This is a genomic window from Burkholderia aenigmatica (assembly GCF_048627025.1).
In the GTDB taxonomy this organism is placed as follows: Bacteria; Pseudomonadota; Gammaproteobacteria; order Burkholderiales; family Burkholderiaceae; genus Burkholderia; species Burkholderia aenigmatica.
In genome coordinates this window covers 545,689-567,532 of record NZ_CP184470.1, presented here as the reverse complement: position 1 = coordinate 567,532, position 21,844 = coordinate 545,689, and the positions used below count along the sequence as shown (strand labels likewise).

Genomic DNA, 21,844 nt, shown 5'->3' with positions numbered 1-21,844 from the left:
TTGAGCGAGGTTGAAATGGCATCGCAAGTGTCGATCAGGAATGTCTGCAAGACGTACGAGAACTTCACGGCGCTGCGCGACGTGTCGCTCGACATCAGCGCGGGCGAGTTCGTCACGTTGCTCGGACCGTCCGGATCCGGCAAGACCACGCTGCTGATGGTGCTCGCCGGATTCGTCCGGGCCACATCCGGCAGCGTCATGGCAGGCGGCGACGAACTGCTGCTGAAGCCGCCGCACCGGCGCGGCATCGGCATGGTGTTTCAGAATTACGCGCTGTTTCCGCACATGACGGTCGCGCAGAATGTTGCGTACCCGTTGCGGCTGCGCAAGATGGAGCGGGCGCGGATCGCCGAGAAGGTCCGGCATGCGCTGTCGGTCGTGCGGCTCGACGATCTTGGCGGGCGCAACATCGCGCACCTGTCCGGCGGTCAGCGCCAGCGCGTCGCGCTGGCCCGCGCGATCGTGTTCGAGCCGGACATCATGTTGATGGACGAACCGCTGTCGGCGCTCGACAAGCAGTTGCGCGAGCACATGCAGATCGAGATCCGCCGGCTGCACGAACAGCTCGGGATGACGACCATCTACGTGACGCACGATCAGACCGAAGCACTGACGATGTCGGACCGCATCGCGATCATCAATAAAGGGCAGCTCGTGCAGTTCGATACGCCCGACACGATCTACGAGCGGCCGGCGAGCAAGTTCGTCGCCGATTTCATCGGCGAGACGGCGTTCGTGCCGCTCGACGAGCAGCGCGGCGAATTCTCCGCATTCGGCCAGCGGTTCCGGACCCGGGGGCCGATTCCGGACGGCGTCGGCCGGCCGTGGCTCGCGCTGCGTCCGGATCGCGCGATCCTGCTCGACGCGCCGGCGCCGGAACTGAACTGCCTGCCGGGCGTCGTGCGCCAGCGCATCTACCAGGGCGATTCGCACCTGTTCTATGTCGACCTGCCGCACGGGCACGAGATCATGATCCGCCGCGGCACGGGCGGCACCGACGGCGGCGCGCGCCGGCTCGAGCCGGGCGACCGGATCACGGTCGGGGTGCGCGCGGAAGACACCGTGGTGGTACGGGACTGACCATGAAAGACGCTACCGTGATGATGCATCCGATGCCGGCCGGGGCCGGCGGCGCCGAGAACCAGGCCGCGCTCGCGCGCAGTCGCTTCGTCGAACAATTGCGGCTCGGCGCGCTGATGGTGCCGGCGCTGCTGGTCGTGCTGGTGGTGCTGGTCGCGCCGATCCTCTGGCTCGGCTGGCAGTCGCTGTTCGACCTGTCCGGCATGCTGACGCTGTCGAACTACACGCGCCTGCTGACGCCGGTGTACCGCCATGCGTTCGTGTCGACGTTCGAAATGTCGGCGCTCGTGACGGCGCTCGTGCTGTTGCTCGGCTACCCGCTCGCCTACCTGCTGTCGCAACTGCCGGCGCGCGTCGCGTCGATCTGCATGGTGTTCGTCGTGCTGCCGTTCTGGACCTCGACGCTCGTGCGTACCTACGCCTGGATGGTCCTGCTGCAACGCACCGGGCTGATCAACACGTGGCTGACGAGTGCCGGCGTGATCGATCATCCGCTGCAGCTCGTCAACAACTTCACTGGCACCGCGATCGGCATGACGCACGTGATGCTGCCCTGCCTGGTGCTGCCGCTGTACGGCGCGATGAAGGCGATCGACCCCGTGTACATGCGGGCCGCGGCGAATTGCGGCGCAACGCCGGTACAGTCGTTCTGGCAGGCGTACTTCCCGATGACCGTGCCGGGGCTGTCGGCCGGCATCGTGCTGGTGTTCGTGCTTTGCCTCGGTTTCTACGTGACGCCGGCGCTGCTTGGCGGCGGCCGCGTGAACATGCTGTCGATGCAGATCCAGTCGGATGTCGCGATGTCCGGCGATCCGGGGGCGGCGAGCGCACTCGGCATCGTCCTCGTGATCCTGACGATGATCGTGCTCGCCGCGATCGGCAGGCTGTTCGGGATCGAACGCATGTATGGAGGGAAATGACATGTTCGGCTATGCCACCGACACCCAGATCACCCATGCGCAACGGCTCTGGCTGTATGCGTTCTGCGCGGTCGTGATGCTGTTCCTGATCGTGCCGTGCGCGATCGTCGTACCGATGTCGTTCTCGAACGCGAGCTTCCTGGAGTTTCCACCGCGCGTCTGGGGGCTCCGCTGGTATCACGCGTATTTCTCGTCGCACGAGTGGCAGGCGGCGACTGGCGTGTCGCTGCGCGTCGCGGTATCGGCGACCCTCGCGGCGGTGATCGCCGGCACGGCGGCAGCCTACGGGCTGCGCGCGATCGAGAGCCGCTGGGCGAAACGGCTGCGCACCGTGCTGATGCTGCCGATGATGGTGCCGCTGATCCTGGTCGCGATCGGCACGTTCTTCGTCTACGTGCGAGCCGACCTGAACAACACGCTGACCGGCCTGATCATCGCGCATACGATGCTCGCGTTGCCGTTCGTCGTGATTTCGGTCAACGGCGGCCTCGAGACCTACGACGCGAACCAGGAACTCGTCGCGCGCAGCCTCGGCGCGTCGCGGCTGACCGCGTTCCTGACCGTCACGTTGCCGCAGATCCGGCTGTCGATCTACGCCGCGGGATTCTTCGCGTTCGTGACGTCGTTCGACGAGGTCGTGATCGCGCTGTTCGTGTCCGGCGGCGAAAACGCGACGCTGACGCGGTTGATGTTCGAGGACATCCGCGATCAGCTGGATCCGACGATCACCGCGATCTCGACGCTGCTGATCTCGATTTCGGTGATCTCGCTGATCGCGCTGCAATGGGTCGGCGGGCGGCGCCGGGCGCGCGCCTGATCGCGCGACGCGGTCCAGCCGGCTTGGGCGGACCGGACCGCGGTTGACGCTCTGATAGACTGTGTGACGTTGTCATGCAATTCCGCCTGTCGTCGGACAGGCATCGTGGCGGGAGCAGAACGTGAGTACGTCGGAAAAAAAGAGCGGGCAGAAGCATCCGGATTCGAGCGTGGTGGGGCTGCGCGATTTGCGCGATCTGGTGTCGTTCCAGTTGCGCCAGTTGACCAACATCTACACGAAGGGATCGTCCAGCGCATACGAACGGCGCTTCAACCTGACGATGAACGAATGGCGCTGCATCGCGTTGCTGCACGGGCGGCGCGGCATCTCGATGAACCGTCTCGCCGAGCATGCCCAGTTCGATCGCGGCCTGACGAGCCGTACCGTACGCGGGCTCGAGGAGCGCGGACTGGTCGCACGCGAGGCCGACGAGCATGACGGCCGCGGTGTCGTGATTTCGTTGACCGACGCGGGCCGCACGCTGGTCGCGGAGGTCTTCCCGGTGGCCGACGAGCGCAATTCCCGGCTGCTGTCGTGCCTGACCAAAGCCGAGCGCGACATCCTGCCCAGCATCCTCGAGAAACTGACCCACCAGGCGCGCGCGATGCTCGACCAGGAGCGGGAGGAGGCTGGGGGGCACGACGAGCCCGGCGCACGCGAGCGCGCCTCCGGCTGACGTGACCGCACAGGCTGGCCGACGGTCAATCCGTCGACCGGCCGCGCACTTCCGATTCGTGCGCCGCGACCGGCGCACTCCCTGAACGAAGAACGATTCGCGTCATCCGGCGAAGGGTGTCGCTCGACTCAGGCCAGCATTGGCAACCGGATATTTTACTTAGCAGTGCAAATCTGTAGTGCAAGCCGATGGACCACGCAATTTCAATTCGGAGGAGACCAGGATGAGCAAGCGGGTGATGGCGGCAGGCGGATGGATCGTGGTGACGGGGCTCGCGCATGCACAAGGCAGCGTGACGCTATACGGGCTGATCGACGAGGGCGTGAACTATACCAACAACGTCGGCGGCAAGGGGCTCGTTGCGATGTCGAGCGGCGACGTGCAGGGCGGCCGCTGGGGGATGAGGGGCAATGAGGACCTGGGCGGCGGGCTGTCGGCTGTGTTCAGGCTCGAATCGGGCTTCGACGTGAACACCGGCAGGCTCGGGCAGCAGGGCCGTGCGTTCGGTCGGCAGGCGTTCGTCGGGCTGTCGAGCACCCGCTTCGGCACGCTGACGGTCGGGCGCCAGTACGATTCGGTCACCGACTACCTGGCGGGGCTGACCGCGAACGGCAACTGGGGCGGCGGCATGTTCACCCATCCGTACGACAACGACAACACCGACGATACGTTCCGGCTCAACAACGCGATCAAGTATGCGAGTGTCGATTACCGTGGTTTCAGTTTCGGCGGACTGATCGCGCTCAGCAACGGCACGTCTTTCGGCCGCAACCGCGCGGTGAGCGCCGGCGCGCAGTATCGGAACGGCCCGCTCGCGCTCGGTGCCGCGTATCTCGACATCGACTATCCGAACGCCGATTCATCGGGCGCGGTGTCGATCGGACCGAACGGCAATCCGGACGGCAGCTGGACCGCACGACGCCAGCGGATCTGGGGCGCCGGCGTGAACTATACGATCGACGCGGCCACGCTCGGGCTCTCGTTCATTCGGACCGATCTGGCGAATCCGACCGGCACGCAGTATGCGAACTACGCGGCCAGCTCGACCCTCGGCGCGGCATCGTCGATCCGCTTCGACAACATCGAATTCAACGTCAGGTATCAGTTCACGCCAGCCTTCTATGCGGGCGGCATGTACACCTACACCCGCGCGACGCTCGATGGCACGTCGGGACACAGCGCATCGCCGAAATATCACCAGTTCGGCGTGATGGCCGACTACAACCTGTCGAAGCGAACCGACGTCTATACGCAGGCCGCCTACGTGCTCGTCGCGAATGCGTCGTCGGTGGCCGGCACCGGTCTCGAATTCGCGGCGAATCCGGATACCGCCGGACCTTCGTTCACCAACCGTCAGGTGATGGCGCGGATCGGGATCCGTCACAAGTTTTGAGCGTCGTGTGCGCCGGCTCGGCACATGCCGCGCCGATGCGTGCCGACGGGTTCGATTGCGTCGGCGGCAGTGTGTGAATCGATCATGCACGTGCCGTCGATACCGCAGCGGCCGCGCGCGCGGCCGAAGAGGAGGGGAGTCGTGCTGGCTGTCTACCACCCGGATCAGGAAGCCCATCGACCGTTGACGCGGCTCGTCTACGGTGTGCTGAAAGACAACTTCGAAACGCCCGAACGCGCGACGCTGCTGCTCGACGCGTTGCATGCCGAGCGATCGCCGATCGTCGAGCCGAACGATTACGGACGCGATCCGTTGCTGCGGATCCATTCGAGCGACTACCTCGCGTTCATCGAGCACTGCCATCGCGAGTGGCAGGCAATTCCCGGCGCCGGCCCGGAAGTCAGGCCGAGCCTGCATCCGAATCGCTACATGGATCGTCGCCCGGACGACCTGCTCGGGCGCGCCGGCTATTACATGGCCGATGCGGGCTGCGTGGTGCTCGACGGCACGTGGAAAGCGGCGTACGCGGCGGCACAGACGGCGATCCATGCCGCCACGCTCGTCGCCGGCGGTGCGCGCGCCGCCTATGCGCTGTGCCGCCCGCCCGGGCATCACGCCTATCGCGATATGGCAGGCGGCTTCTGCTACCTGAACAACGCTGCGATCGCGGCCGGCGTACTGCGCGAGTCGTTCGGCCGCGTCGCGATCGTCGACGTCGACGTGCATCACGGCAACGGCACGCAGGAGATCTTCTACGCGCGGCCGGACATCGCGTTCGCATCGGTGCATGCCGACCCGCTGACGACGTATCCGTACTACGCCGGCTACGCAGACGAAACCGGCAGCGGGGCGGGCGCGGGCCTGACGTTGAACGTTCCACTGCCGCCTGGCAGCGGCGATTCCGCATGGCTGGACGCCGTCGGGCGGTGCATGCGGTTCGTGACCGGGACCGGGGCGGAAGCGCTCGTGATTTCACTGGGTCTCGACGCGTCGGCCAACGATCCGTTCCGCTGCATGCAGGTGTCGCATCGCGGGTTCGCGGCGATCGGGCAGCGGCTCGCGGCAGCCGGTCTGCCGACGGTGATCGTGCAGGAGGGCGGTTATGTATCGCCGTCGCTACCGGTCGATCTGGTTCATTTTCTGCGCGGATTCGGAACGGTTTGAATTCGCCGGTTCAACCCCGGGTGCGGATGCGTACGGTACCGGCCCGTCAGCGAGGAGAAGTCATGCGAAAGCAGTTCGGAATCGGCGGCAAGGCATCGCGATGCACATGCGTCGCGATGGCGGCCGCAGCCCTGTGTGCGTCCGCGCGGGCGCAGGATGTGGTCACGTTCGCGAGCTACGGCGGCGAATATCAGAAGAACATCGTGAAAGCGTTGATCGGGCCGGCAGCATCGGCTGCCGGTGTCGGGTTCCGGCAGGAAACGCACGACGGTCTCGCACCGGTCCGGTTGCAGGTACGCTCCGGCAGGCCGGCGTGGGATCTCGTGCAGCTTGGCACGACCGAGTGCTCGATCGGCAGCGCGGAAGGACTGTTCGAAGCGGTCGATTACCGGCAGGTATCGAAGGACGGACTGCCCGCCGATGCAACGAGCCGCGACTGGGTCGGCACGAACTACATATCGGTCGTGCTTGCATACCGGACCGACAAGTACCGCGATCGTCCGCCCCAAACCTGGGCCGACTTCTGGAACACGGCGAAATTTCCAGGCAGGCGTGCGCTGGAAGGGACGCCGGAGGAAACCATGGAGATCGCGCTGCTCGCCGACGGCGTCGCACCGGACAAGCTCTATCCGCTCGACCAGTCGCGCGCACTCGCCGCGCTGAAACGGATCCGGCCACAGGTGGTCGCGTGGTGGACGTCGGGGGCGCAGGTCACGCAGTTGCTGCGCGACGGCGAGGCGGACATGGTGCAGATCTGGGGCAGCCGCGTGCCGCCGCTGATCCGTGACGGTGCGCCGGTGGCATACACGTACAACGGTGCGCTGCTGACGTATTCGTGCATGGCCATTCCGAAGGGGGCACGTCATGCCGCAGCGGCGCAACGATTGCTCGCGCACATCGTATCGCCGGCCGTCCAGGCGAATCTGATCACGGTGATGCCGTATTACGGGCCGGTGAATACGCGCGTTTTCGAGCGCGGCAACTACACCGCGGCCCAACTCGCGGAAACCAATTCCGCGCCGGGCAATCGCGCGAAACAGGTCGTGCTCGACCCGGGTTACTGGAGCCGGCCGGGGTTGCAGCAAAAAGCGTCGCTCGCGTTGCGCGCGCTGATCAGCGAATAGCGGGCGCCGACATCGTGACGCACCATGCGCCTGCCGTCGTCGCGCATGGTGCGAGCGGTTCGACGTGATTGGGCGTGCAATCGGGCCGGCGCAATGTCGAGGTGGGTAAGGAGGCGCTTGAGAAAACCGGAAATAAAGGACGTTTAGCGGTATGAGGCCAAAGCGCCGCATTGGCATGAATCATCGACCCAGCGCTTTTAGCACGGCTATCAGCGCCTCTTGGTCCTCAACGACTTCAAAGAAGGCACGATCTGCATCTTCGACAACCTTCACCGCCCGGACGGCGAGGTCTGCGCCCGCGGGCGTGATGTCGATGATCCGGGCTCGCGAATCAGATGGATCAGGCATTCGCGTCAGCAGCTCTCGCTCAGCGAGTACACGGAGGACCTGCGAGGTCATCATCGGGTCGGTATTGGCGTGATCGGCAATACGGCGCTGACTTGGCGTCTCCCCGGCAACGCGTGTAATCCACCAGGTACTGGCCAGCAGGACGAATTGAACGTGCGTCAGCCCCAACGGTTTCAGCGCGGCGGTAATACGACGCTGCCAGCCCAGCGTCGCTCGCCATAGTAGAAGTCCAGGACTTTCGCCAGGGTGAAGGGATTCACTCACCCAGCTGCTCCGCCCGCAAACCAAGGGCAGCAATCACGTCTGCGAAGTCAGCCGTGACAGCCGCACCCACCGTCCCGGCTACCGGCTCGGGTCCATCGACTTCGCAGCGATACGTGATCTTCGTGCCGCGCTCGGTCGGCGACAGTTCGTGACGAACGCGAACAACCACGCCAGCGTCCGGTACTTCGGTGACATCCTCGAAGCCTTTGTCAGCCTCAACCCACGCGAAGCGGAACGGCAACCTCGTCAAGTCCGGCAGAACCATCACCGCCGTCGTGCCTGCCTGGAACGACCCGTGCATCTCGATGCTCAGGACACCTTCGTTCCATTCCGACCATTTCTCCGGCTCCGCCAGGACGCTGAAGACCTGTGCCGGTGTCGCGGCACATTCGCCTGTGACCTCAACTGTCCACATACCTGCTCCTTTTTTATAAATAGTATGCGCGCATACTATTCTGAACCAGGTTCCGTCGTCAACCATCTCACGGCCAGCAGCCGTGAGCCACGGTACTCCGGTAAGTGACGATGCTGCGGATGCTCGGCGCCGCTGGCATACAAACGGAAACGCTATTGGCGCGGCAGAGAGTGGGGCGACAACGGTCTGTCGCACGACGAGATATCGCCCCGCTATGCGTTACAGGCCGTGCAACGCCACCATCTCGTCGATCAGTTCGCGCTGAAGTTCGTCGAAACGACGGCCGGGCTGCATGAGCGCGAGGAAGCCGGACAGCGGATCGACGGCGTGGGTCTTGTGCCCGGTCAGCTCTTCCAACAGCGCAAGGCCGCAGAAGGGCACACAGGCCTCGGAGTAGCCGCCCTCGTGCACCAGCACCAGCTTGCCGCCGGTGTGGCGCGCGGCGAGTTGCCTGGCCTGTCGGGCGAGGAAGCGAAAGGCCTCCGGCGTGAGCTGCATCCGCGACAGCGGGTCCAGCGCGTTGGCGTCCAGACCGCTGGCGACGATGATGAGCTCAGGCTTGAAGCGGTCGATCGCCGGCACCACCATGCGCTCGAAGGCGTACGTATACGACGCGAGGCCGCCGCCGGGTTGCAGGGGGATGTTGATGTTGAATCCCAGGCCGTTGCCGGAGCCGCGATCCTCCGCACCGCTGTAGCCGGGCGGGAACGCGTGCTCCTGGTGCAGCGAGATGGTCAGCACGTCGTCCCGCTCATAGAAGATCTCCTGCGTGCCGTTGCCGTGGTGCACGTCCCAGTCGAGCACGACCACGCGGCCAAGGCCGTGGCGTGCCTTCATCGCCTCGATGGCCACCGCGATGTTGTTGAACAGGCAGAAGCCGAGGCCGAAGTTGCGGGTGGCATGGTGGCCGCAAGGCCGCGTCATTGCATAGGCGGTCGTGTGGTGTCCCAGCAGCACCGTCTCCACGGCGGCCAGCGCGAGGCCTGCCGACACGCGTGCAATGTCGTAGCCACCCGGGCCGTAGGCGGCCAACTGGCCCATGTCGCCGCCGCCGGCCTCGCTGCCCGCCTTGAAGCGATGCAGATAGTCCCGGTCGTGTACGCGCAACAGGTCTTCCTCGCTCACCATCGGCGCGCGGCGCACGTCCATCACGTCGCTCAGGCCGGCGACGTCGAGCAGCGACACCATCCGGCGCTTGCTCTCCGGCGAATCGACATAGCCAAAGCCCGACATCGGCTGCACCGAATGGCCGACCGGCGCGATGAGCGCGTACAGATTGCCGGGGGCGTGCCAGAGGGTCCGCTCGTCGTGGAAGAATGCAGTCTTGGTGGTCATGGCTCTCTAAAGAGTGAAGTGAAGAAAATGCCCGGCCAGGCTGTCGCGCCTTCAACCAGCGTCAACAGGCTGCGACGGGGGCGGCAGCGCGTCGGGCGGCACGCCACACGGCTGCGATGCGATCTTCCTGTCGTGTCACTTCCTGACGCTGATCACGTGTGGGCGTGTCAGTGTCTTCAGGCCTTCGATGCCGAACTCGACGCCCCATCCCGAGCGCTTGGCACCGCCGAAGGGGACCATCGGGTGGACGGCGCCGTGGTGGTTGATCCACACCGAGCCAGCCTCCAGCCGCTGCGCGATCGGCCTGGCCTGTTCCACATCGGATGTCCAGATCGACGCGCCAAGCCCGACATCGCCGCGGTTGGCGCGAGCGATCGCGTCTTCGATGTCGTGGTAGCGGATGATGGGCAGCACCGGGCCGAACTGCTCTTCATCGACCAGCGGCGCGCCGTCGGTGATATCGGTCACCAGTGTCGGCGGATAGAACAAGCCGGGCCCCGGCTGCGGCTCGCCGCCGCAGACGATGGTGGCGCCGTCGCTGCGCGCACGGTCCACCAGACGCGCGACCTTGTCGAACTGCATGCGGTTCTGCACCGGACCGATCGCGATGTCGGGCTGCATGCCGTCGCCCATCGGCATGGTCACGGCCAATTGCGCGAGCTCTGCCACCAGCGCATCGTGCTGACTCTCGTGCACGTACAACCGTTTGATGCACGCGCAGGTCTGGCCCTGGTTGAGGAAGGCGCTCCAGAACAGGCGCTTCGCGATGGCCTCGATGTCCGCCCCCGGCAGGACGATGGCCGGGTCGTTGCCGCCCAGTTCCAGTGTGGTGGGCGTCAGGTGTCTGGCCGCGGTGGCGGTGATTTTGGCGCCGGTAGCGCCCGAGCCGGTGAACACGACCTTGGCGACTTCCGGGTTGTCGACCAGCCAGGCCCCCACCTCGCCGGCGCCGGTGACCGTATTCAGCACGCCCGGCGGCAGCACTTCGTTCATCAGGCGCACCATCTCCAGCGTGCCGATGCTGGTGTACTCCGACGGCTTGATGACGATCGTGTTGCCGGCGCGCAGTGCGGGCACGATCTGCCAGATTGCGATCATCAACGGCCAGTTCCAGGGTGCGATGGCCGCGATCACACCCAGCGGCTTGCGGTGCACCTCGTCCCGGCGGGTCTCGTCCTCGAACACCACCTCGGGCGGCAGCGCGAGGCTGGCCGGCGCGCGGGTCCATGCCTCGCAGGCCCAGGCCTCGAAGCGGGCGCCCGGCACCTGGTCCGGGCCGACGCCGCCCAGCGGCTTGCCCTGTTCACGGGTGACCCAGGTGGCCAGCAATTCGGCGTTGTCGCGCAGTGTGTCGGCCACGTTCATCAGCATCGCCTGGCGGTCGGTATCGCTGCGCGCGGCCCAGTCGGGCTGAGCCTGGCGGGCTGCAGCGACCGCGGCGTCCACCTGCTCGCGCGTGCTGTGCGGCACCAGGCCAATCGTCTCGCCGTTGGCGGGGTTCCTGGATTCGAAGGTGGATCCGGCGCTCACCGCGCGCCCGTCGATGATGTTCGAGAAAGTCTGCATGGTCTTGTCCTGAGGAGGTGGCCCGCCAGCGAGTACGTGAGGATGCCTGCGACGTCAGGCGCTGAAGCCGCGACGCTTCGCGGTTTCGTCGACTACCGCGTTGGGCATTTCCTTGGCCAGGATCTCGTTGGCAGCCGCCAGCACCTCCGGCGGCGCGAGTTCGGGCAGGCCGGCGTGGTACGGCGGTTTCGGCGCGTACTCCATGCACAGCTGGGTCAGTTGCCCCGAGAAGTCACCGGCCCAGAGGCCAATCATGCCGAGCGCGAAGTCGATTCCGGCAGTCATGCCGCCGCCGGTCGCACGGTTGCGATCGACAACGATGCGCTCATTGACCGGCTCCGCGCCGAACTTGCGCAGGTAGTCGCGCGAGTACCAGTAGCAGCCGGCCTTGTAGCCCTTCAGCAGGCCGGCGGCGCCCAGCAGCAGCGAGCCGTTGCACACGCTGGTGACCCAGCCGGCCTTGGCGCCCAGGCGGGCTACGTGGTCGATGAAGCGGTCGTCCTGCAGCGCTTCGAATACACCGCTCGCGCCACCCGGAACCAGCAGCACATCGGGCTCCTGGAAGCAGTTGTCGAAGTCGTGCGTGGCGTTGACGGTCAGGCCGATGTCGGTGACCACCGGGCCGGCCGTTGCGGCCGCCAACTGGATCTGGACCCCCGGGATGAACATCCAGGTATTGGTGGGGCCGATCAGGTCGATGGCGGTGAAGCCCGGGAACAGGACGGCGAGAATCTTCATGCTGGGTCTCCGTGGGTGCGATGGTCAGTTGCCGGAGCCCGACGCGGCGCCGGGCATGACGAGCTGGATGTGCTGGCGGAGCATGTCCGGCGGGGCCACCAGTGTGCCGCCGGCGTTGACGTGCTCGAAGTAGTCATACCAGCCGGAACCGGCAACGGCCTTCTGAAACTCATCGAATAGCGCCCGGTTGGGCATGCGGTATACGCCGAAGGCGTCGTAGTCGGCACGACGGTCCATGCCGGGGTCGTTGTAGCCCCACGCGACGATCTCGATTCCCGCGGAGAGGAGGCCCTGCAGCGCAGGCAGCAGGTTTTCGACGTACTGGGTTCGAACGTCCACACCGGCGTTCTTCCAGCTGTCCTTGAATTTCCAGAGTTCGATGAAGATGTGTTCCATGACCAGCGCTCCTGCACGAGTTGACGGGGAAGGGTGTCGGTAGAATAAGCAGCCCACTCTTCACGCTTCGGACAATTGACTGTCAAATCCTGCCAGGGCTGCGGCAGTTCGATCGCGGCCCATCGTCGGCTCTCAAACGCTCCGCTACCATGACCCTGTCCTTTTCAGCTGCCCGTCAGCCGACCGCCGACGCGGCATCGCCGCGCACCGTCGTCATCCTCGCCTTTGACGAAGTGACCGCGTCGGACATCTCCAGTGCCGCCGACGTCTTTGCCGTGGCCACGAAGTTTCACCAGGGCCCGCGCAACTGCGTCTATCGGGTCGTGGTCGCCTCGGTGCACGGCCAGCCGATCACGAGCTTCTCGGGCATGACCATCGCCACCACGCCGCTGTCGGCGATCGACCCGGCATCGATCGAGACGTTGATGGTGCCCGGCGGCGGCCCGCCGGAGGCGCCGCCGGTGCCGCGGGACGTCGTCGAGTGGCTGGCACGCGAGGGGCGGAAGGTGCGGCGCCTGTGCGGCATCTGCACCGGCACCTTCCTGCTGGCCGAGGCCGGGTTGATTGGCCAGCGGCGGGTGACCACCCACTGGCAGGCGACAGAGGCGTTGAAGACGCGCTACCCCCGGTTGCGGGTCGAGCCGGACCGGGTCTATCTGCACGACGACGGGCTCTGGACCTCGGGCGGTTTCACCGCGGGCCTGGATCTCGGCCTGGCGCTGCTGGAAGAGGACCAGGGCCACGCCACGACCATGGCCGTAGCGCGCTCGCTGCTGCTGTTCGTCAAACGCCCGGGGGAGCACGCACAGGTTTCCGCCGCGCTGTCCAGTCAAGCCGCGTCGGATCGGCAGTTCAGCCACCTGCATGCCTGGATCCTGGATCACCTCGACGAGGACCTGCGGGTGGAGGTGCTCGCCGAGCAGGCCGGCATGACGCCCCGCACCTTCGCACGCCACTACACCAGGCAGACCGGCCGCACGCCGGCCAAGGCGGTGGAGGCCATGCGCATGGAAGCGGCGTTGCGCGAATTGAATGATGCCGGCACGAGCCTGAAGCAGGTGGCGCGCAGATGCGGTTTCGGCAACGAACAGAACTTGCGTCGTACTTTCCTTCGGCTGCGCGGCACCACACCCGAGCACTACAGCCAGCTGCGCCCGGGGCTCGATGGCACGGCGGGAGGGTGATCGCGCGCACCAACCGGCGGCGTAGGCCCTCTCAACCAGGTGGCAACGGCCAGCGCCACGCGTCGCAGGGTGGGGGGCTTTCTTTTGCTGCCGTTTTACGCGAACGCGAAAGGCCCCGTGCGCCGCTTCAGCGCCGCCCGCGAACGTGCGAGACGGCCCGCATCCGGACACGGGAAAGTCATTGCGTGAGCCACATTCAGTTGAAGTCGAAAGTGCGCTTCGACGCCTAGAGATCGATCACCAACTCGCTGGACCTGGCGCGCGAAACACAGATCATCAGCGATCGATTCGCCTTCTGCTCGTCGTCGTCAAGCACATAGTCGCGATGGTCCGCCTCGCCCGACAGCAGCGCAACTTCGCAGCTCCGGCACAGGCCCTCTCTACACGAATGCGCCGCCCGTACGCCGTGGCGCTCGAGACATTCGAGAATCGATTCGTCAGGCTCGACAACGCATCGCAGGCCCTGTCGGGCAAGCACGACGGAGAACGATCCGTTTTCCGCGACGTCCTCGCTTTTGGCGGGCGCAGCAAATCGCTCGAAGTGAAGCCGCTCCGGCGAGAGCGCTGCGTGTACGCCCTGTGCCGCAACGGCGTCCATCAGACCTGCCGGTCCGCAACAATAGAGATGCTCATCGGGAAACACATCGCGCATCATCGCGCCGACGTCGTGCGGAAGAGACCCTGCGTTCTCGTCGTCGGCGTACACGTGCACCGGTCCACCGAACGAGCGCAGTTCGTCCATCCATCCCGCATGGGCACGCGAACGAACGCAATAGTGGAGCTCCCACGGCAGTTCGTGACGCACGCACCAGCGGATCATCGCGAGTATTGGCGTAATGCCGATGCCGCCTGCAATAAACCGATGCCGCTTCGCGACAGGCGACAACCCGAACAGCGCGCGCGGCTTGCCGATCATCAGCGTGTCGCCGAGTCGCAGCCGTTCATGAACGTAGGCCGACCCGCCTCGCGACGTCGCGGATCGGCCGATCCCGAGGCAATAACGCGACCTGTCCCACGCCTCGTTGCACAACGAGTACTGACGCGTCATGCCATCGGGTAGATGAACATCGACATGCGCGCCCGGCTCGAAGGGCGGAAGCGGCGCGCCGTCAGTGGGACGCAAGTCGACCCCGACGATTCCTTCGGCCTCGATCCGCAGCGCCGTCACCTTCATCTCGATCATGTCAGCGCTCCGCACCGGCCTGTGTTCGGGCCTCGCCTTCTTCTTCCAGACGGGCTTTCACGGCCCAGCGAAACTGGGAAAGCGCCGAGTCGATACCGAAGGGCGTCATTTCAAAGCCGGGGTCGAGTGCGAGGTTTCTTTGCTGCGCCGTAATGATGTCCCGGTCTTCATCGAATGCATCGACGACGGACTGGTGAACGGAGTGGGTGACCTCAGGGTTATCGATCGCAAAGTTGTGGGGATGGGCGAAGAAGTAATGCGTCGAACTTTCCGTTTCGGGCGTCAGCGCCTGACATCCGCGAAATTCCGCCGCATCGACACGCACGCCGTCGCGCGCGCCCGTTCCCGTCGGCGCCATGCCCGAGTCCATGCGCAGAATGGCGGGCAGGGTGAAGTCGTAGATATTCCATCGATCCACCTTTCCGGGCCAGCCCTTGACAGCCGCCGCGAACGGCGGCGCATCGGTATCCAACACCCAGCGCGTGATGCGCACGCCGTTTTCGATACGCTCGACCTTAGGCTGCACTTTCGCGTAGTCCTCGGAGCCGCCGAGCGTCGTCGGATGAACGAAGGGCAGATGCGAGAAGTCGAGCAGGTTGTCGCAGATGAGCAGGTAGTTGACGTGATAGTGAATGTACCCGGGCAGGCTGCGCCATGAAGGATCGTCGACCCAATGCGTGTCGGGAATGGTGTTCGGGTCGGCAAGCGCGGGATCGCCCATCCAGATCCAGATCCAGCGATGCCGCTCGACGACGGGGTAGCTCCTGACTTTCGCGCGCGGCGGAATGCGCTGCTGAGCGGGTGCTTCAACGCATACGCCGGCGCTGTCGAACTTGAGTCCGTGATACATGCAGCGCACGCAATCGCCTTCGCGCCGGCCGACGGAAAGCGGCGCACCGCGATGGCAACACCGGTCTTCAAGGGCAACGATGCCGCCGTCATCCTTGCGATACATCACCACCGGTTTTCCAATGACGACGCGTGAAAAGAGAGCATCGGATGCGACTTCGTGAGACCACGCGACCACGTACCACGTGTTCTGGATGAACATGCTCGTCTCCTTGATTTCTTGTCTGCGCCGGCTCGTCGGGCGCTTGACGGCAAGATAGGATCGACGTGATGATGCGTCAAGCTAATGCCATTAATGGAGACAATGCACGCCATGCATATCAGAGACCTGGATCTGAATCTGCTGGTCGTGTTCGAAGCCCTGTTCCGCGAGCGGAGTGTGACGCGCGCGGCGCAGGATATCGGGCTGACGCAGGGCGCGATGAGTCACGCGCTCAACCGCCTTCGGACATTCTTCGAAGACCCGCTATTCGTGAAGACGGCGGAAGGCATGATGCCCACGGCGAAGGGCGATCAATTAGGCGGCACCATCTCGGAAGTGATCGCATCGATTCGGGAGAACGTCGTAGCCGAGGCCGGCTTCAACCCGCTGACGGCTCGGCGTGCTTTCGTGCTCTGCATGACCGACATGGGGGAGCTCGTCTTTCTGCCGCCGTTGATCCGCCGGCTGCGCAAGATGGCGCCGCACTGTACGTTGCGCTCGGTACAGGGGCCGCTGGAACAGATCGAAGGGATGCTGTCCTCCGGTGAAGCGGATTTGGCGCTTGGCTCGATTCACGCTGCGCCGGAAGGGCTGTATCAGCAGCAGCTCTTCATGCATTCGCTCGTGACGCTGGTGAGCGTGCGAAACCGGAAGATCGGCAAGACACTGACGCGTGAGCAATTCGAAGCGATGCCGCAAATCGTCGTCTCTCTGACGGGGCGGGCCAGCGCAGCGTACGACAGTGCCTTCGACGCCTATGGCATCAGACGGAACATCTTTCTTACCACGCCGCATTTCCTGGCCGTGCCGCATCTGATCGATGCACAACCGGACCTCATCGCGACCGTTCCGCTGGAACTGGGCAAGGTCTTCTCGAAACTGGGTACCGTCAGGATGTTGCCGCCGCCCGTCGAACTGCCGCCGTTCGCCCTTCGTCAGCATTGGCATTCCCGGTTGAATACCGATCCAGCCAACGTCTGGCTCCGCCATCTGATCAAGGAGACGTTCGAGGACTATCCGAACATCAATGAGCAGGATTGACGTCAAGGGCCGTTGTCGCGGTGCAAGCAGATGTTTGCGGAGTTGGCCGAGTTCGGCCGCCGGCATGCCCGGCTCGGCTTGCTTCAGTGCAAATCATCGCCGCGATCAAGAGGGGGGGCCGACGTGTCTATCGTGCCGGATATCGCCGTGCGATACGTGTGATGTCGCGGCAACCGGGCGCGCCGTGTTCCGAGGCGCGCCCGTTCGCAGGCATCAGGTGGTGAAAATCCGGCGTTGATAGTCGAGGATCAGCCGGTCGATGTCATGACCGGAACGCCGCGGCTGGCTTTTCGGCTCGAGCCAGATCCATCGCATCATCCGGTAACGCGCCTCGACGCACATGAGCCATGCATCCCAATCCGACCAGTTGCGCAGCAGCGGGATGTTGCGAATGTCCCGCAACCCGTCGCGAATCTCGTAGACGTGGAAATGCTCGCTGGCGCGCTGGCTCAGTTCGTCGAATGCGCGTGCGGCTTGCTCCGGGTCGGCAAGCAGGAAATCGTGGATTTCGATGATGACCTGGCTGCCGGAAAGCTGTTCCAGCAGCGCATTGTCGAACAGCTCGAACTCCGCGCCCTCGATATCGCACAGGATGACCCGTTCGGCCGGATCGCCACCGTGCTCCGCCAGGACGGCGGGCAGGTTGCGATCGGCCTGGCCGAACACGGCGACCCGATCCGCCAGCCCCATCTCCGCGGCCCGATGCTGGATAGCGTGGCGGCGTTGCTCGTCCATTTCGAAACACACGCTGCGGGCGAAGACGTTATTCCGGACCAGGCCGATGCCGAAAATCCCGTCGGCGGCCCCCAGGTCGACCAGCACCTTTTCGGGCGATCCGAGCGCTTCGAGAATCGCGCAAACGGCGATCTCGTACGTGCCGAGCAGGTAGCCGCCCACCGCGACTTCCGCCCAATGGCTGACGCCGATGGGCAATCCCCGCAGGATGCCGTACTGGACGATCGAGCCGGTCTGCTCACGCAGTAGCTGCGTCAGATAGTGCAGACGAAGATTCGCGGCCTGAATCGAGCTTTGGCTGAAGTACTGCGCGTGGTCCATTTTTCTCGGTCTCCCGGGGTGAAGAAGCGCGTCGGCAATGCGGCGATGACGGGTTGTCGTCTGTCGATGCGACGCGTGTTGCTTTGCGTTGCCTGGGAGGAGAATATAACGTGCTTGTTGCGGCAGGGGGCGAGAGCGGAGGGCGGCTGACATGGCATCGGTCGCGGATTCGCGAAGAGATGGATGCGGCGGCATTTTGGCGCCGTTCGCCCGCCGCCCATGTGGCACCCATCCAATTTCATTTGGAGGACTCCAATGATTGAACTCGAGCAATACTACGAAGGAGATGAATCCTGGGAACAGTTCTCCAGTTTATTTGCCAAATACATCGATCTCCCGGAAGTCAAGGAATTGGCTACCGATCTCAACGGCCATATTGATCTTGCTTATACAATCTATTGGGTGGCTGGCCCGAAATCGGCCAAAAAATGGATTGATTCGAATGTGCCGGCACTCGACGGAATTCGACCTGTCGATTGCGTCAATGATCCAGAGCTTGTCAAGCGTCTACGCGTGTGCCTGATGCGAATGCCTAGTTGAGAGGCGAAATACGTCTGAGATCCGGCGCCTATGAAGCCGTTCGGGTGCGTAGGTTCGTCAGGGGGATTGTGCTTCGATATTTCAGGCGCCCGTCACGTGAATAGAGTTTCGAGGCTTAATGAGAAATTGCGGGCAGCATATCCCCTTTGCAATACACTGCAAATCAAATTTAAATCGGTTGAAGTGTGCGCATGAAATTCAATGAAATTTACTTCTCCAGGGAAGACAGGTACTCGATAGGAGTTGAGCTTGACTCAGGCGCGCACTATCTATCGATTCCAGTCAGCAATAGACTGATTGATTACGAGGAATATTACGAAATAACCGAATCCCAATCGAAGGATTTCCTCGAAGACAGAATACTTGCCAATGACTTTGCGGATAAATGCAGGAGTCGAATGATGGATGATTTCCTGATAATCAAACCGGGAGCGGATCGTGGAATGCCATCCTGATGGGGGATGAAATATGCTTTACCACCATCGCGAACAAGAGTCCGAACGGATCGCCTCGACCTGACGAGGATGGTGTGGATGATCACTCGCCATGAAAGACATGATTTGACATAATCATAGTGATCAACATTTTTAATGTAGGAGCAAAGTAGTAATGTCGCATCTGAGCAAAGTTGAAATGTCGTAGTTCGAGGGTTTCGGCGCATGCTGGCGGCGGTTCGAACTGCCGGAGCGCATCGTGGGCCAACCTGGACTGATCACCATGAGCATGCGGGAGCTGGATCGTCTGAAGGTCGTGGAAGCCGTGATCGAGCAGCGTCTGATGCCTTGGCGAGCCGCGGAGCGGCTTGGGATCAGTCGACGGCAGATTGAACGGCTGGTCGCCCGGTATCGGGCTGCTGGCCCGGCCGGTCTGCTTTCGCAGCGCCGTGGCCACGCGAGCAACCATCAACTGCCCGAGGATTTGGCGCATCGTGCCTTGAGCCTGGTTCGGGAGCGCTACGCCGATTTTGGGCCGACGCTGGCCTGCGAGAAGCTTTGCGAATGCCATGGGCTGCAGTTGTCGAAGGAAACCGTCAGGAGGCTGATGACAGACGCTGGGCTCTGGATTCCGCGCCGGCAACGACCGCCGAAGGTCTACCAGCCGCGAGCGCGACGGGCGTGCCTGGGTGAACTGATCCAGATCGACGGCAGCGATCATCGGTGGTTCGAGGAACGGGCGCCGGCCTGCACGCTGCTGGTGTATGTCGACGACGCGACGAGCCGGCTGATGCATCTGCACTTTACGGCAACCGAATCGACCTTCAGCTACTTTGAGGCGACGCGGGCGTATCTGGAGCGCTATGGCAAGCCGGTGGCGTTCTACAGCGACAAGTACAGCGTGTTCCGCAGCCCGAATGCGGGCAAGACCGGCAGCAGCGTGACGCAGTTTGGTCGGGCGATGTATGAACTGAACATCGACACGTTCTGCGCGAACAGCAGTTCAGCCAAGGGGCGTGTCGAGCGAGCCCATCTGACGTTGCAGGACCGGCTGGTCAAGGAGATGCGCTTGCGCGGGATCAGCACGGTAGCCGACGCCAACGCGTATGCGCCCTCCTTCATCGCCACGTATAACGCCCGCTTCGCGAAGCCACCACGCAGCGACTTCAATGCGCACCGGCCGCTGCGTAACGATGAGAATCTGGATCGGCTGATGACCTGGCGCGAAACGCGCCGGGTATCGAAGTCACTGACGGTGTTGTACGACCGTGTGCTGTATCTGCTGGACGATACGCTCGAGAATAGGAAGCTGGTTCATCGCTATATCGACGTCTGGGAGTACCCGGACGGACGGATCGAAATACAGGCCGATGGCGAGGTATTGCGATGCCGCCTTTACGACAAGCTGGCGGAGGTTGATCAAGGCGCGATCATCGAACACAAACGCTTGAGTCACGCGCTGCAGGTCGCTGAAGCGATCCAGGCGCAGCGCGACAATCGACGGATCTCGGGATCGCCGTCGCGCGCCAATCGGGGGCTGCCGGTACGCGCCAAGGCATCGTTGCCCGGTGCCAAGAAGCAGCGTGCGTTCACCGAAGCCGACATCGAAGCAGCCATCCTGCAGGTCGCTTCGCAGACACATCAAGCAGAGTCGAACCGGCGGTCTGCCAAGGCCCGTGGGTGAACGTAAGCGCCCTGCTGCTTCAGGCTCGGCGCTTCAACACTGCATGACGGAAAACCGATGAAACATGCGACATCTGTATTTAGCTGGCGCTACGACATCTGAATCCGGGTATGACATTTAATGTGTAGCAGCCATATCCTAATGTCGTATTTTTGGTCGCTGGCATGCCATGCTACCCATTGGCGTCGCCGGATGCCCACGGGCCAAAAATCGCAATCTAGCCGTTTCCCGCAGCCTTGCGCCGTTACCTGTCCGGTTCCGGCAATTTTCTGGCCTTCGCCAGCGTACGAAATTGCCCATTTTATTGACCCGGACTGCAACCGTGTACAGTGGGCGCATCCCCGGAAGACGCAGCATCGATCGTTTTTCTCACCCCCCCGGGCTCCCCGCATACGCAAAGAAGATCCGCCATGCAGACTGCTGCCTTGCCGATCGAGCCGACGCTGCTTCGGCGCTATCGCTATTTCGAATCCGACGACCTCGACGACACGCGCGAACGCATTGCCGCGGTGCTGCAGCCGCATCGGCTCACGCCCGGCAGCTCGCGCGGCGGCTATTCCGCGTACATGGATCACGTCCGGATCGACAGCGTCGGATTCGGCACGATCGGCTATGCCGGCACCATGAGCGTCGATGCCGGCGAGATCGAGGACTACTATCTGGCCATCCTCAGCCTCGGCGGCTATGCGGACCTGAACGTCGGCGGCCGACGCACGATCGCCGGGCCGACCCAGGGCGTGATCGTCGGGCCGGCCACCCGGTTCGGCGGCACGTTCTCGCGCGACTGCGAGCAGTTCTTCGTGCGCATCGACAAGCGCGCGATCCTCGCGCATACCGGCTACGATCATCTGCAGATCGAGCCCACGCTCGACCTGACGCGGCCGGAGCTGCAGCCGTGGCTCGCGCAACTGCGCGTGATGGCGTCCTCACCGGAGACGGTCGCGCTCGCGCAGCGCGACCGCCGCATCGCGCTCGAATTCGAACGGCTCATCGTCTCGCTGCTGCTCGCCGGCCAGCCGCATCACTGCCAGACGCGGCCCGGCGGGACGGCGCTCGTGCCGCGCACGGTCAAGCGCGCGGAGGCCTATATCGCCGAGCACGCATGCGAGCCCATCACGCTGGCCGATATCGCGCTGGCGGCCGGCGTGCCGGTGCGCACGCTGCTCGACGGTTTCCAGCGCTTCTCGCACGGCAGTCCGATGCAGCTCGTGCGCGAACGGCGTCTCGAACGTGCGCGCGACCAGTTGTTGCAGGCGCGCGAGGCCGAACGCGTCGCGGACGTCGCGCTCGGCTGTGGCTTCGCGAATCTCGGCCGCTTCGCGATCTTGTACCGCGAAACGTTCGGGGAATCGCCGTCGGATACGCTGCGCCGCGCGCGCCGGTCCGCCAGCTGAGCACGTAATTCTGCGCACGCCGGACAGGCGCTGCGCTTGGT

General features: G+C 64.1%; 22 protein-coding genes. 13 read left to right on the top strand and 9 right to left on the bottom strand.

Features of this window, described 5'->3' with window-relative positions:
• The first annotated feature begins 15 nt into the window (after positions 1–15).
• From ACN8ZM_RS34925 to ACN8ZM_RS34895, 7 genes are all read left to right on the top strand, one after another.
• On the top strand, positions 16–1,080 hold the full coding sequence (locus ACN8ZM_RS34925) for an ABC transporter ATP-binding protein (RefSeq protein WP_089454432.1): 1,065 nt from the start codon (positions 16–18) through the stop codon (positions 1,078–1,080).
• Positions 1,081–1,082: 2 nt separating this feature from the next.
• A complete protein-coding gene (locus ACN8ZM_RS34920; RefSeq protein WP_218829750.1) occupies positions 1,083–2,000 on the top strand; it encodes an ABC transporter permease in 918 nt (305 codons plus the stop codon).
• Between the two features lies 1 nt (position 2,001).
• Positions 2,002–2,817 (top strand): ABC transporter permease, encoded by an 816-nt coding sequence (locus ACN8ZM_RS34915; protein WP_420213300.1) that lies wholly within the window; start codon positions 2,002–2,004, stop codon positions 2,815–2,817.
• Positions 2,818–2,938: 121 nt separating this feature from the next.
• A complete protein-coding gene (locus ACN8ZM_RS34910) occupies positions 2,939–3,493 on the top strand; it encodes a MarR family winged helix-turn-helix transcriptional regulator (protein WP_051890197.1) in 555 nt (184 codons plus the stop codon).
• A 223-nt stretch (positions 3,494–3,716) separates the two neighbouring features.
• On the top strand, positions 3,717–4,886 hold the full coding sequence (locus ACN8ZM_RS34905; protein WP_420213299.1) for a porin: 1,170 nt from the start codon (positions 3,717–3,719) through the stop codon (positions 4,884–4,886).
• A 141-nt stretch (positions 4,887–5,027) separates the two neighbouring features.
• Positions 5,028–6,050, top strand: a complete 1,023-nt coding sequence (locus tag ACN8ZM_RS34900; RefSeq protein WP_089454435.1) for a histone deacetylase family protein — start codon at positions 5,028–5,030, stop codon at positions 6,048–6,050.
• Positions 6,051–6,112: 62 nt separating this feature from the next.
• A complete protein-coding gene (locus ACN8ZM_RS34895) occupies positions 6,113–7,174 on the top strand; it encodes an ABC transporter substrate-binding protein (protein ID WP_179258882.1) in 1,062 nt (353 codons plus the stop codon).
• Between the two features lie 180 nt (positions 7,175–7,354).
• On the opposite strand, the gene ACN8ZM_RS34890 is transcribed toward ACN8ZM_RS34895, so the two are convergent.
• The 6 genes from ACN8ZM_RS34890 to ACN8ZM_RS34865 all read right to left on the bottom strand — a co-directional run bounded on the left by ACN8ZM_RS34890 (position 7,355) and on the right by ACN8ZM_RS34865 (position 12,236).
• Complete coding sequence (locus tag ACN8ZM_RS34890; protein ID WP_420213298.1) at positions 7,355–7,786, bottom strand: MarR family winged helix-turn-helix transcriptional regulator; 432 nt, start codon at positions 7,784–7,786, stop codon at positions 7,355–7,357.
• Complete coding sequence (locus ACN8ZM_RS34885) at positions 7,779–8,201, bottom strand: SRPBCC family protein (RefSeq protein WP_420213297.1); 423 nt, start codon at positions 8,199–8,201, stop codon at positions 7,779–7,781. Before ACN8ZM_RS34885 ends, ACN8ZM_RS34890 begins: the two co-directional genes overlap by 8 nt.
• 219 nt (positions 8,202–8,420) lie before the next feature.
• Positions 8,421–9,536: a class II histone deacetylase gene (locus tag ACN8ZM_RS34880; protein ID WP_420213296.1), complete on the bottom strand. Its 1,116-nt coding sequence runs from the start codon at positions 9,534–9,536 to the stop codon at positions 8,421–8,423.
• A gap of 135 nt (positions 9,537–9,671) precedes the next feature.
• Positions 9,672–11,102: an aldehyde dehydrogenase family protein gene (locus ACN8ZM_RS34875; RefSeq protein ID WP_420213295.1), complete on the bottom strand. Its 1,431-nt coding sequence runs from the start codon at positions 11,100–11,102 to the stop codon at positions 9,672–9,674.
• Positions 11,103–11,156: 54 nt separating this feature from the next.
• Positions 11,157–11,840 (bottom strand): DJ-1/PfpI family protein, encoded by a 684-nt coding sequence (locus ACN8ZM_RS34870; protein ID WP_420213294.1) that lies wholly within the window; start codon positions 11,838–11,840, stop codon positions 11,157–11,159.
• A gap of 24 nt (positions 11,841–11,864) precedes the next feature.
• Positions 11,865–12,236: a DUF6616 family protein gene (locus tag ACN8ZM_RS34865; protein WP_420213293.1), complete on the bottom strand. Its 372-nt coding sequence runs from the start codon at positions 12,234–12,236 to the stop codon at positions 11,865–11,867.
• 149 nt (positions 12,237–12,385) lie between these two features.
• Between ACN8ZM_RS34865 and ACN8ZM_RS34860 the strand changes: the two genes are divergently transcribed.
• Positions 12,386–13,420, top strand: coding sequence for a GlxA family transcriptional regulator (locus tag ACN8ZM_RS34860; protein WP_420213292.1), 1,035 nt, complete (start codon positions 12,386–12,388; stop codon positions 13,418–13,420).
• Positions 13,421–13,646: 226 nt separating this feature from the next.
• Here ACN8ZM_RS34860 and ACN8ZM_RS34855 read toward each other — a convergent pair whose 3' ends face one another.
• On the bottom strand, positions 13,647–14,603 hold the full coding sequence (locus ACN8ZM_RS34855; RefSeq protein WP_420213291.1) for a PDR/VanB family oxidoreductase: 957 nt from the start codon (positions 14,601–14,603) through the stop codon (positions 13,647–13,649).
• 1 nt (position 14,604) lies between these two features.
• On the bottom strand, positions 14,605–15,654 hold the full coding sequence (locus tag ACN8ZM_RS34850) for a Rieske 2Fe-2S domain-containing protein (protein WP_420213290.1): 1,050 nt from the start codon (positions 15,652–15,654) through the stop codon (positions 14,605–14,607).
• Between the two features lie 111 nt (positions 15,655–15,765).
• Between ACN8ZM_RS34850 and ACN8ZM_RS34845 the strand changes: the two genes are divergently transcribed.
• Positions 15,766–16,695: a LysR family transcriptional regulator gene (locus tag ACN8ZM_RS34845; RefSeq protein WP_043187692.1), complete on the top strand. Its 930-nt coding sequence runs from the start codon at positions 15,766–15,768 to the stop codon at positions 16,693–16,695.
• Positions 16,696–16,908: 213 nt separating this feature from the next.
• Here ACN8ZM_RS34845 and ACN8ZM_RS34840 read toward each other — a convergent pair whose 3' ends face one another.
• Entirely contained in the window at positions 16,909–17,751 is an 843-nt protein-coding gene (locus ACN8ZM_RS34840; RefSeq protein ID WP_420213289.1) for a hypothetical protein, read from the bottom strand.
• Between the two features lie 255 nt (positions 17,752–18,006).
• On the opposite strand from ACN8ZM_RS34840, the gene ACN8ZM_RS34835 reads away from it, so the two are divergent.
• The 4 genes from ACN8ZM_RS34835 (at position 18,007) to andR (ending at position 21,803) form a co-directional block, all read left to right on the top strand.
• Entirely contained in the window at positions 18,007–18,291 is a 285-nt protein-coding gene (locus tag ACN8ZM_RS34835; RefSeq protein WP_420213288.1) for a hypothetical protein, read from the top strand.
• Between the two features lie 191 nt (positions 18,292–18,482).
• The gene (locus ACN8ZM_RS34830) at positions 18,483–18,746 is read left to right on the top strand and encodes a hypothetical protein (RefSeq protein WP_420213287.1); all 264 of its coding nucleotides are present in this window, start codon (positions 18,483–18,485) and stop codon (positions 18,744–18,746) included.
• Between the two features lie 262 nt (positions 18,747–19,008).
• Positions 19,009–20,409: an ISNCY family transposase gene (locus tag ACN8ZM_RS34825; protein WP_420210992.1), complete on the top strand. Its 1,401-nt coding sequence runs from the start codon at positions 19,009–19,011 to the stop codon at positions 20,407–20,409.
• A 410-nt stretch (positions 20,410–20,819) separates the two neighbouring features.
• Positions 20,820–21,803 carry an anthranilate 1,2-dioxygenase regulatory protein AndR gene (andR, locus tag ACN8ZM_RS34820; protein ID WP_420213286.1) on the top strand — a complete coding sequence of 328 codons (984 nt, stop codon included), beginning with the start codon at positions 20,820–20,822 and terminating at the stop codon, positions 21,801–21,803.
• Positions 21,804–21,844: the final 41 nt, after the last annotated feature.

Bases quoted from the DNA above. Each gene is read 5' to 3' on its own strand.
- ACN8ZM_RS34840 (WP_420213289.1), bottom strand. From the start codon at position 17,751: ATGGACCACGCGCAGTACTTCAGCCAAAGCTCGATTCAGGCCGCGAAT.
- ACN8ZM_RS34895 (WP_179258882.1), top strand. From the start codon at position 6,113: ATGCGAAAGCAGTTCGGAATCGGCGGCAAGGCATCGCGATGCACATGC.
- ACN8ZM_RS34875 (WP_420213295.1), bottom strand. From the start codon at position 11,102: ATGCAGACTTTCTCGAACATCATCGACGGGCGCGCGGTGAGCGCCGGA.
- ACN8ZM_RS34855 (WP_420213291.1), bottom strand. From the start codon at position 14,603: ATGATCGAGATGAAGGTGACGGCGCTGCGGATCGAGGCCGAAGGAATC.
- ACN8ZM_RS34845 (WP_043187692.1), top strand. From the start codon at position 15,766: ATGCATATCAGAGACCTGGATCTGAATCTGCTGGTCGTGTTCGAAGCC.
- ACN8ZM_RS34885 (WP_420213297.1), bottom strand. From the start codon at position 8,201: ATGTGGACAGTTGAGGTCACAGGCGAATGTGCCGCGACACCGGCACAG.
- ACN8ZM_RS34860 (WP_420213292.1), top strand. From the start codon at position 12,386: ATGACCCTGTCCTTTTCAGCTGCCCGTCAGCCGACCGCCGACGCGGCA.
- andR (WP_420213286.1), top strand. From the start codon at position 20,820: ATGCAGACTGCTGCCTTGCCGATCGAGCCGACGCTGCTTCGGCGCTAT.
- ACN8ZM_RS34850 (WP_420213290.1), bottom strand. From the start codon at position 15,654: ATGTTCATCCAGAACACGTGGTACGTGGTCGCGTGGTCTCACGAAGTC.
- ACN8ZM_RS34925 (WP_089454432.1), top strand. From the start codon at position 16: ATGGCATCGCAAGTGTCGATCAGGAATGTCTGCAAGACGTACGAGAAC.
- ACN8ZM_RS34920 (WP_218829750.1), top strand. From the start codon at position 1,083: ATGAAAGACGCTACCGTGATGATGCATCCGATGCCGGCCGGGGCCGGC.
- ACN8ZM_RS34835 (WP_420213288.1), top strand. From the start codon at position 18,007: ATGATTGAACTCGAGCAATACTACGAAGGAGATGAATCCTGGGAACAG.
- ACN8ZM_RS34870 (WP_420213294.1), bottom strand. From the start codon at position 11,840: ATGAAGATTCTCGCCGTCCTGTTCCCGGGCTTCACCGCCATCGACCTG.
- ACN8ZM_RS34830 (WP_420213287.1), top strand. From the start codon at position 18,483: ATGAAATTCAATGAAATTTACTTCTCCAGGGAAGACAGGTACTCGATA.
- ACN8ZM_RS34880 (WP_420213296.1), bottom strand. From the start codon at position 9,536: ATGACCACCAAGACTGCATTCTTCCACGACGAGCGGACCCTCTGGCAC.
- ACN8ZM_RS34825 (WP_420210992.1), top strand. From the start codon at position 19,009: ATGAGCATGCGGGAGCTGGATCGTCTGAAGGTCGTGGAAGCCGTGATC.
- ACN8ZM_RS34865 (WP_420213293.1), bottom strand. From the start codon at position 12,236: ATGGAACACATCTTCATCGAACTCTGGAAATTCAAGGACAGCTGGAAG.
- ACN8ZM_RS34915 (WP_420213300.1), top strand. From the start codon at position 2,002: ATGTTCGGCTATGCCACCGACACCCAGATCACCCATGCGCAACGGCTC.
- ACN8ZM_RS34905 (WP_420213299.1), top strand. From the start codon at position 3,717: ATGAGCAAGCGGGTGATGGCGGCAGGCGGATGGATCGTGGTGACGGGG.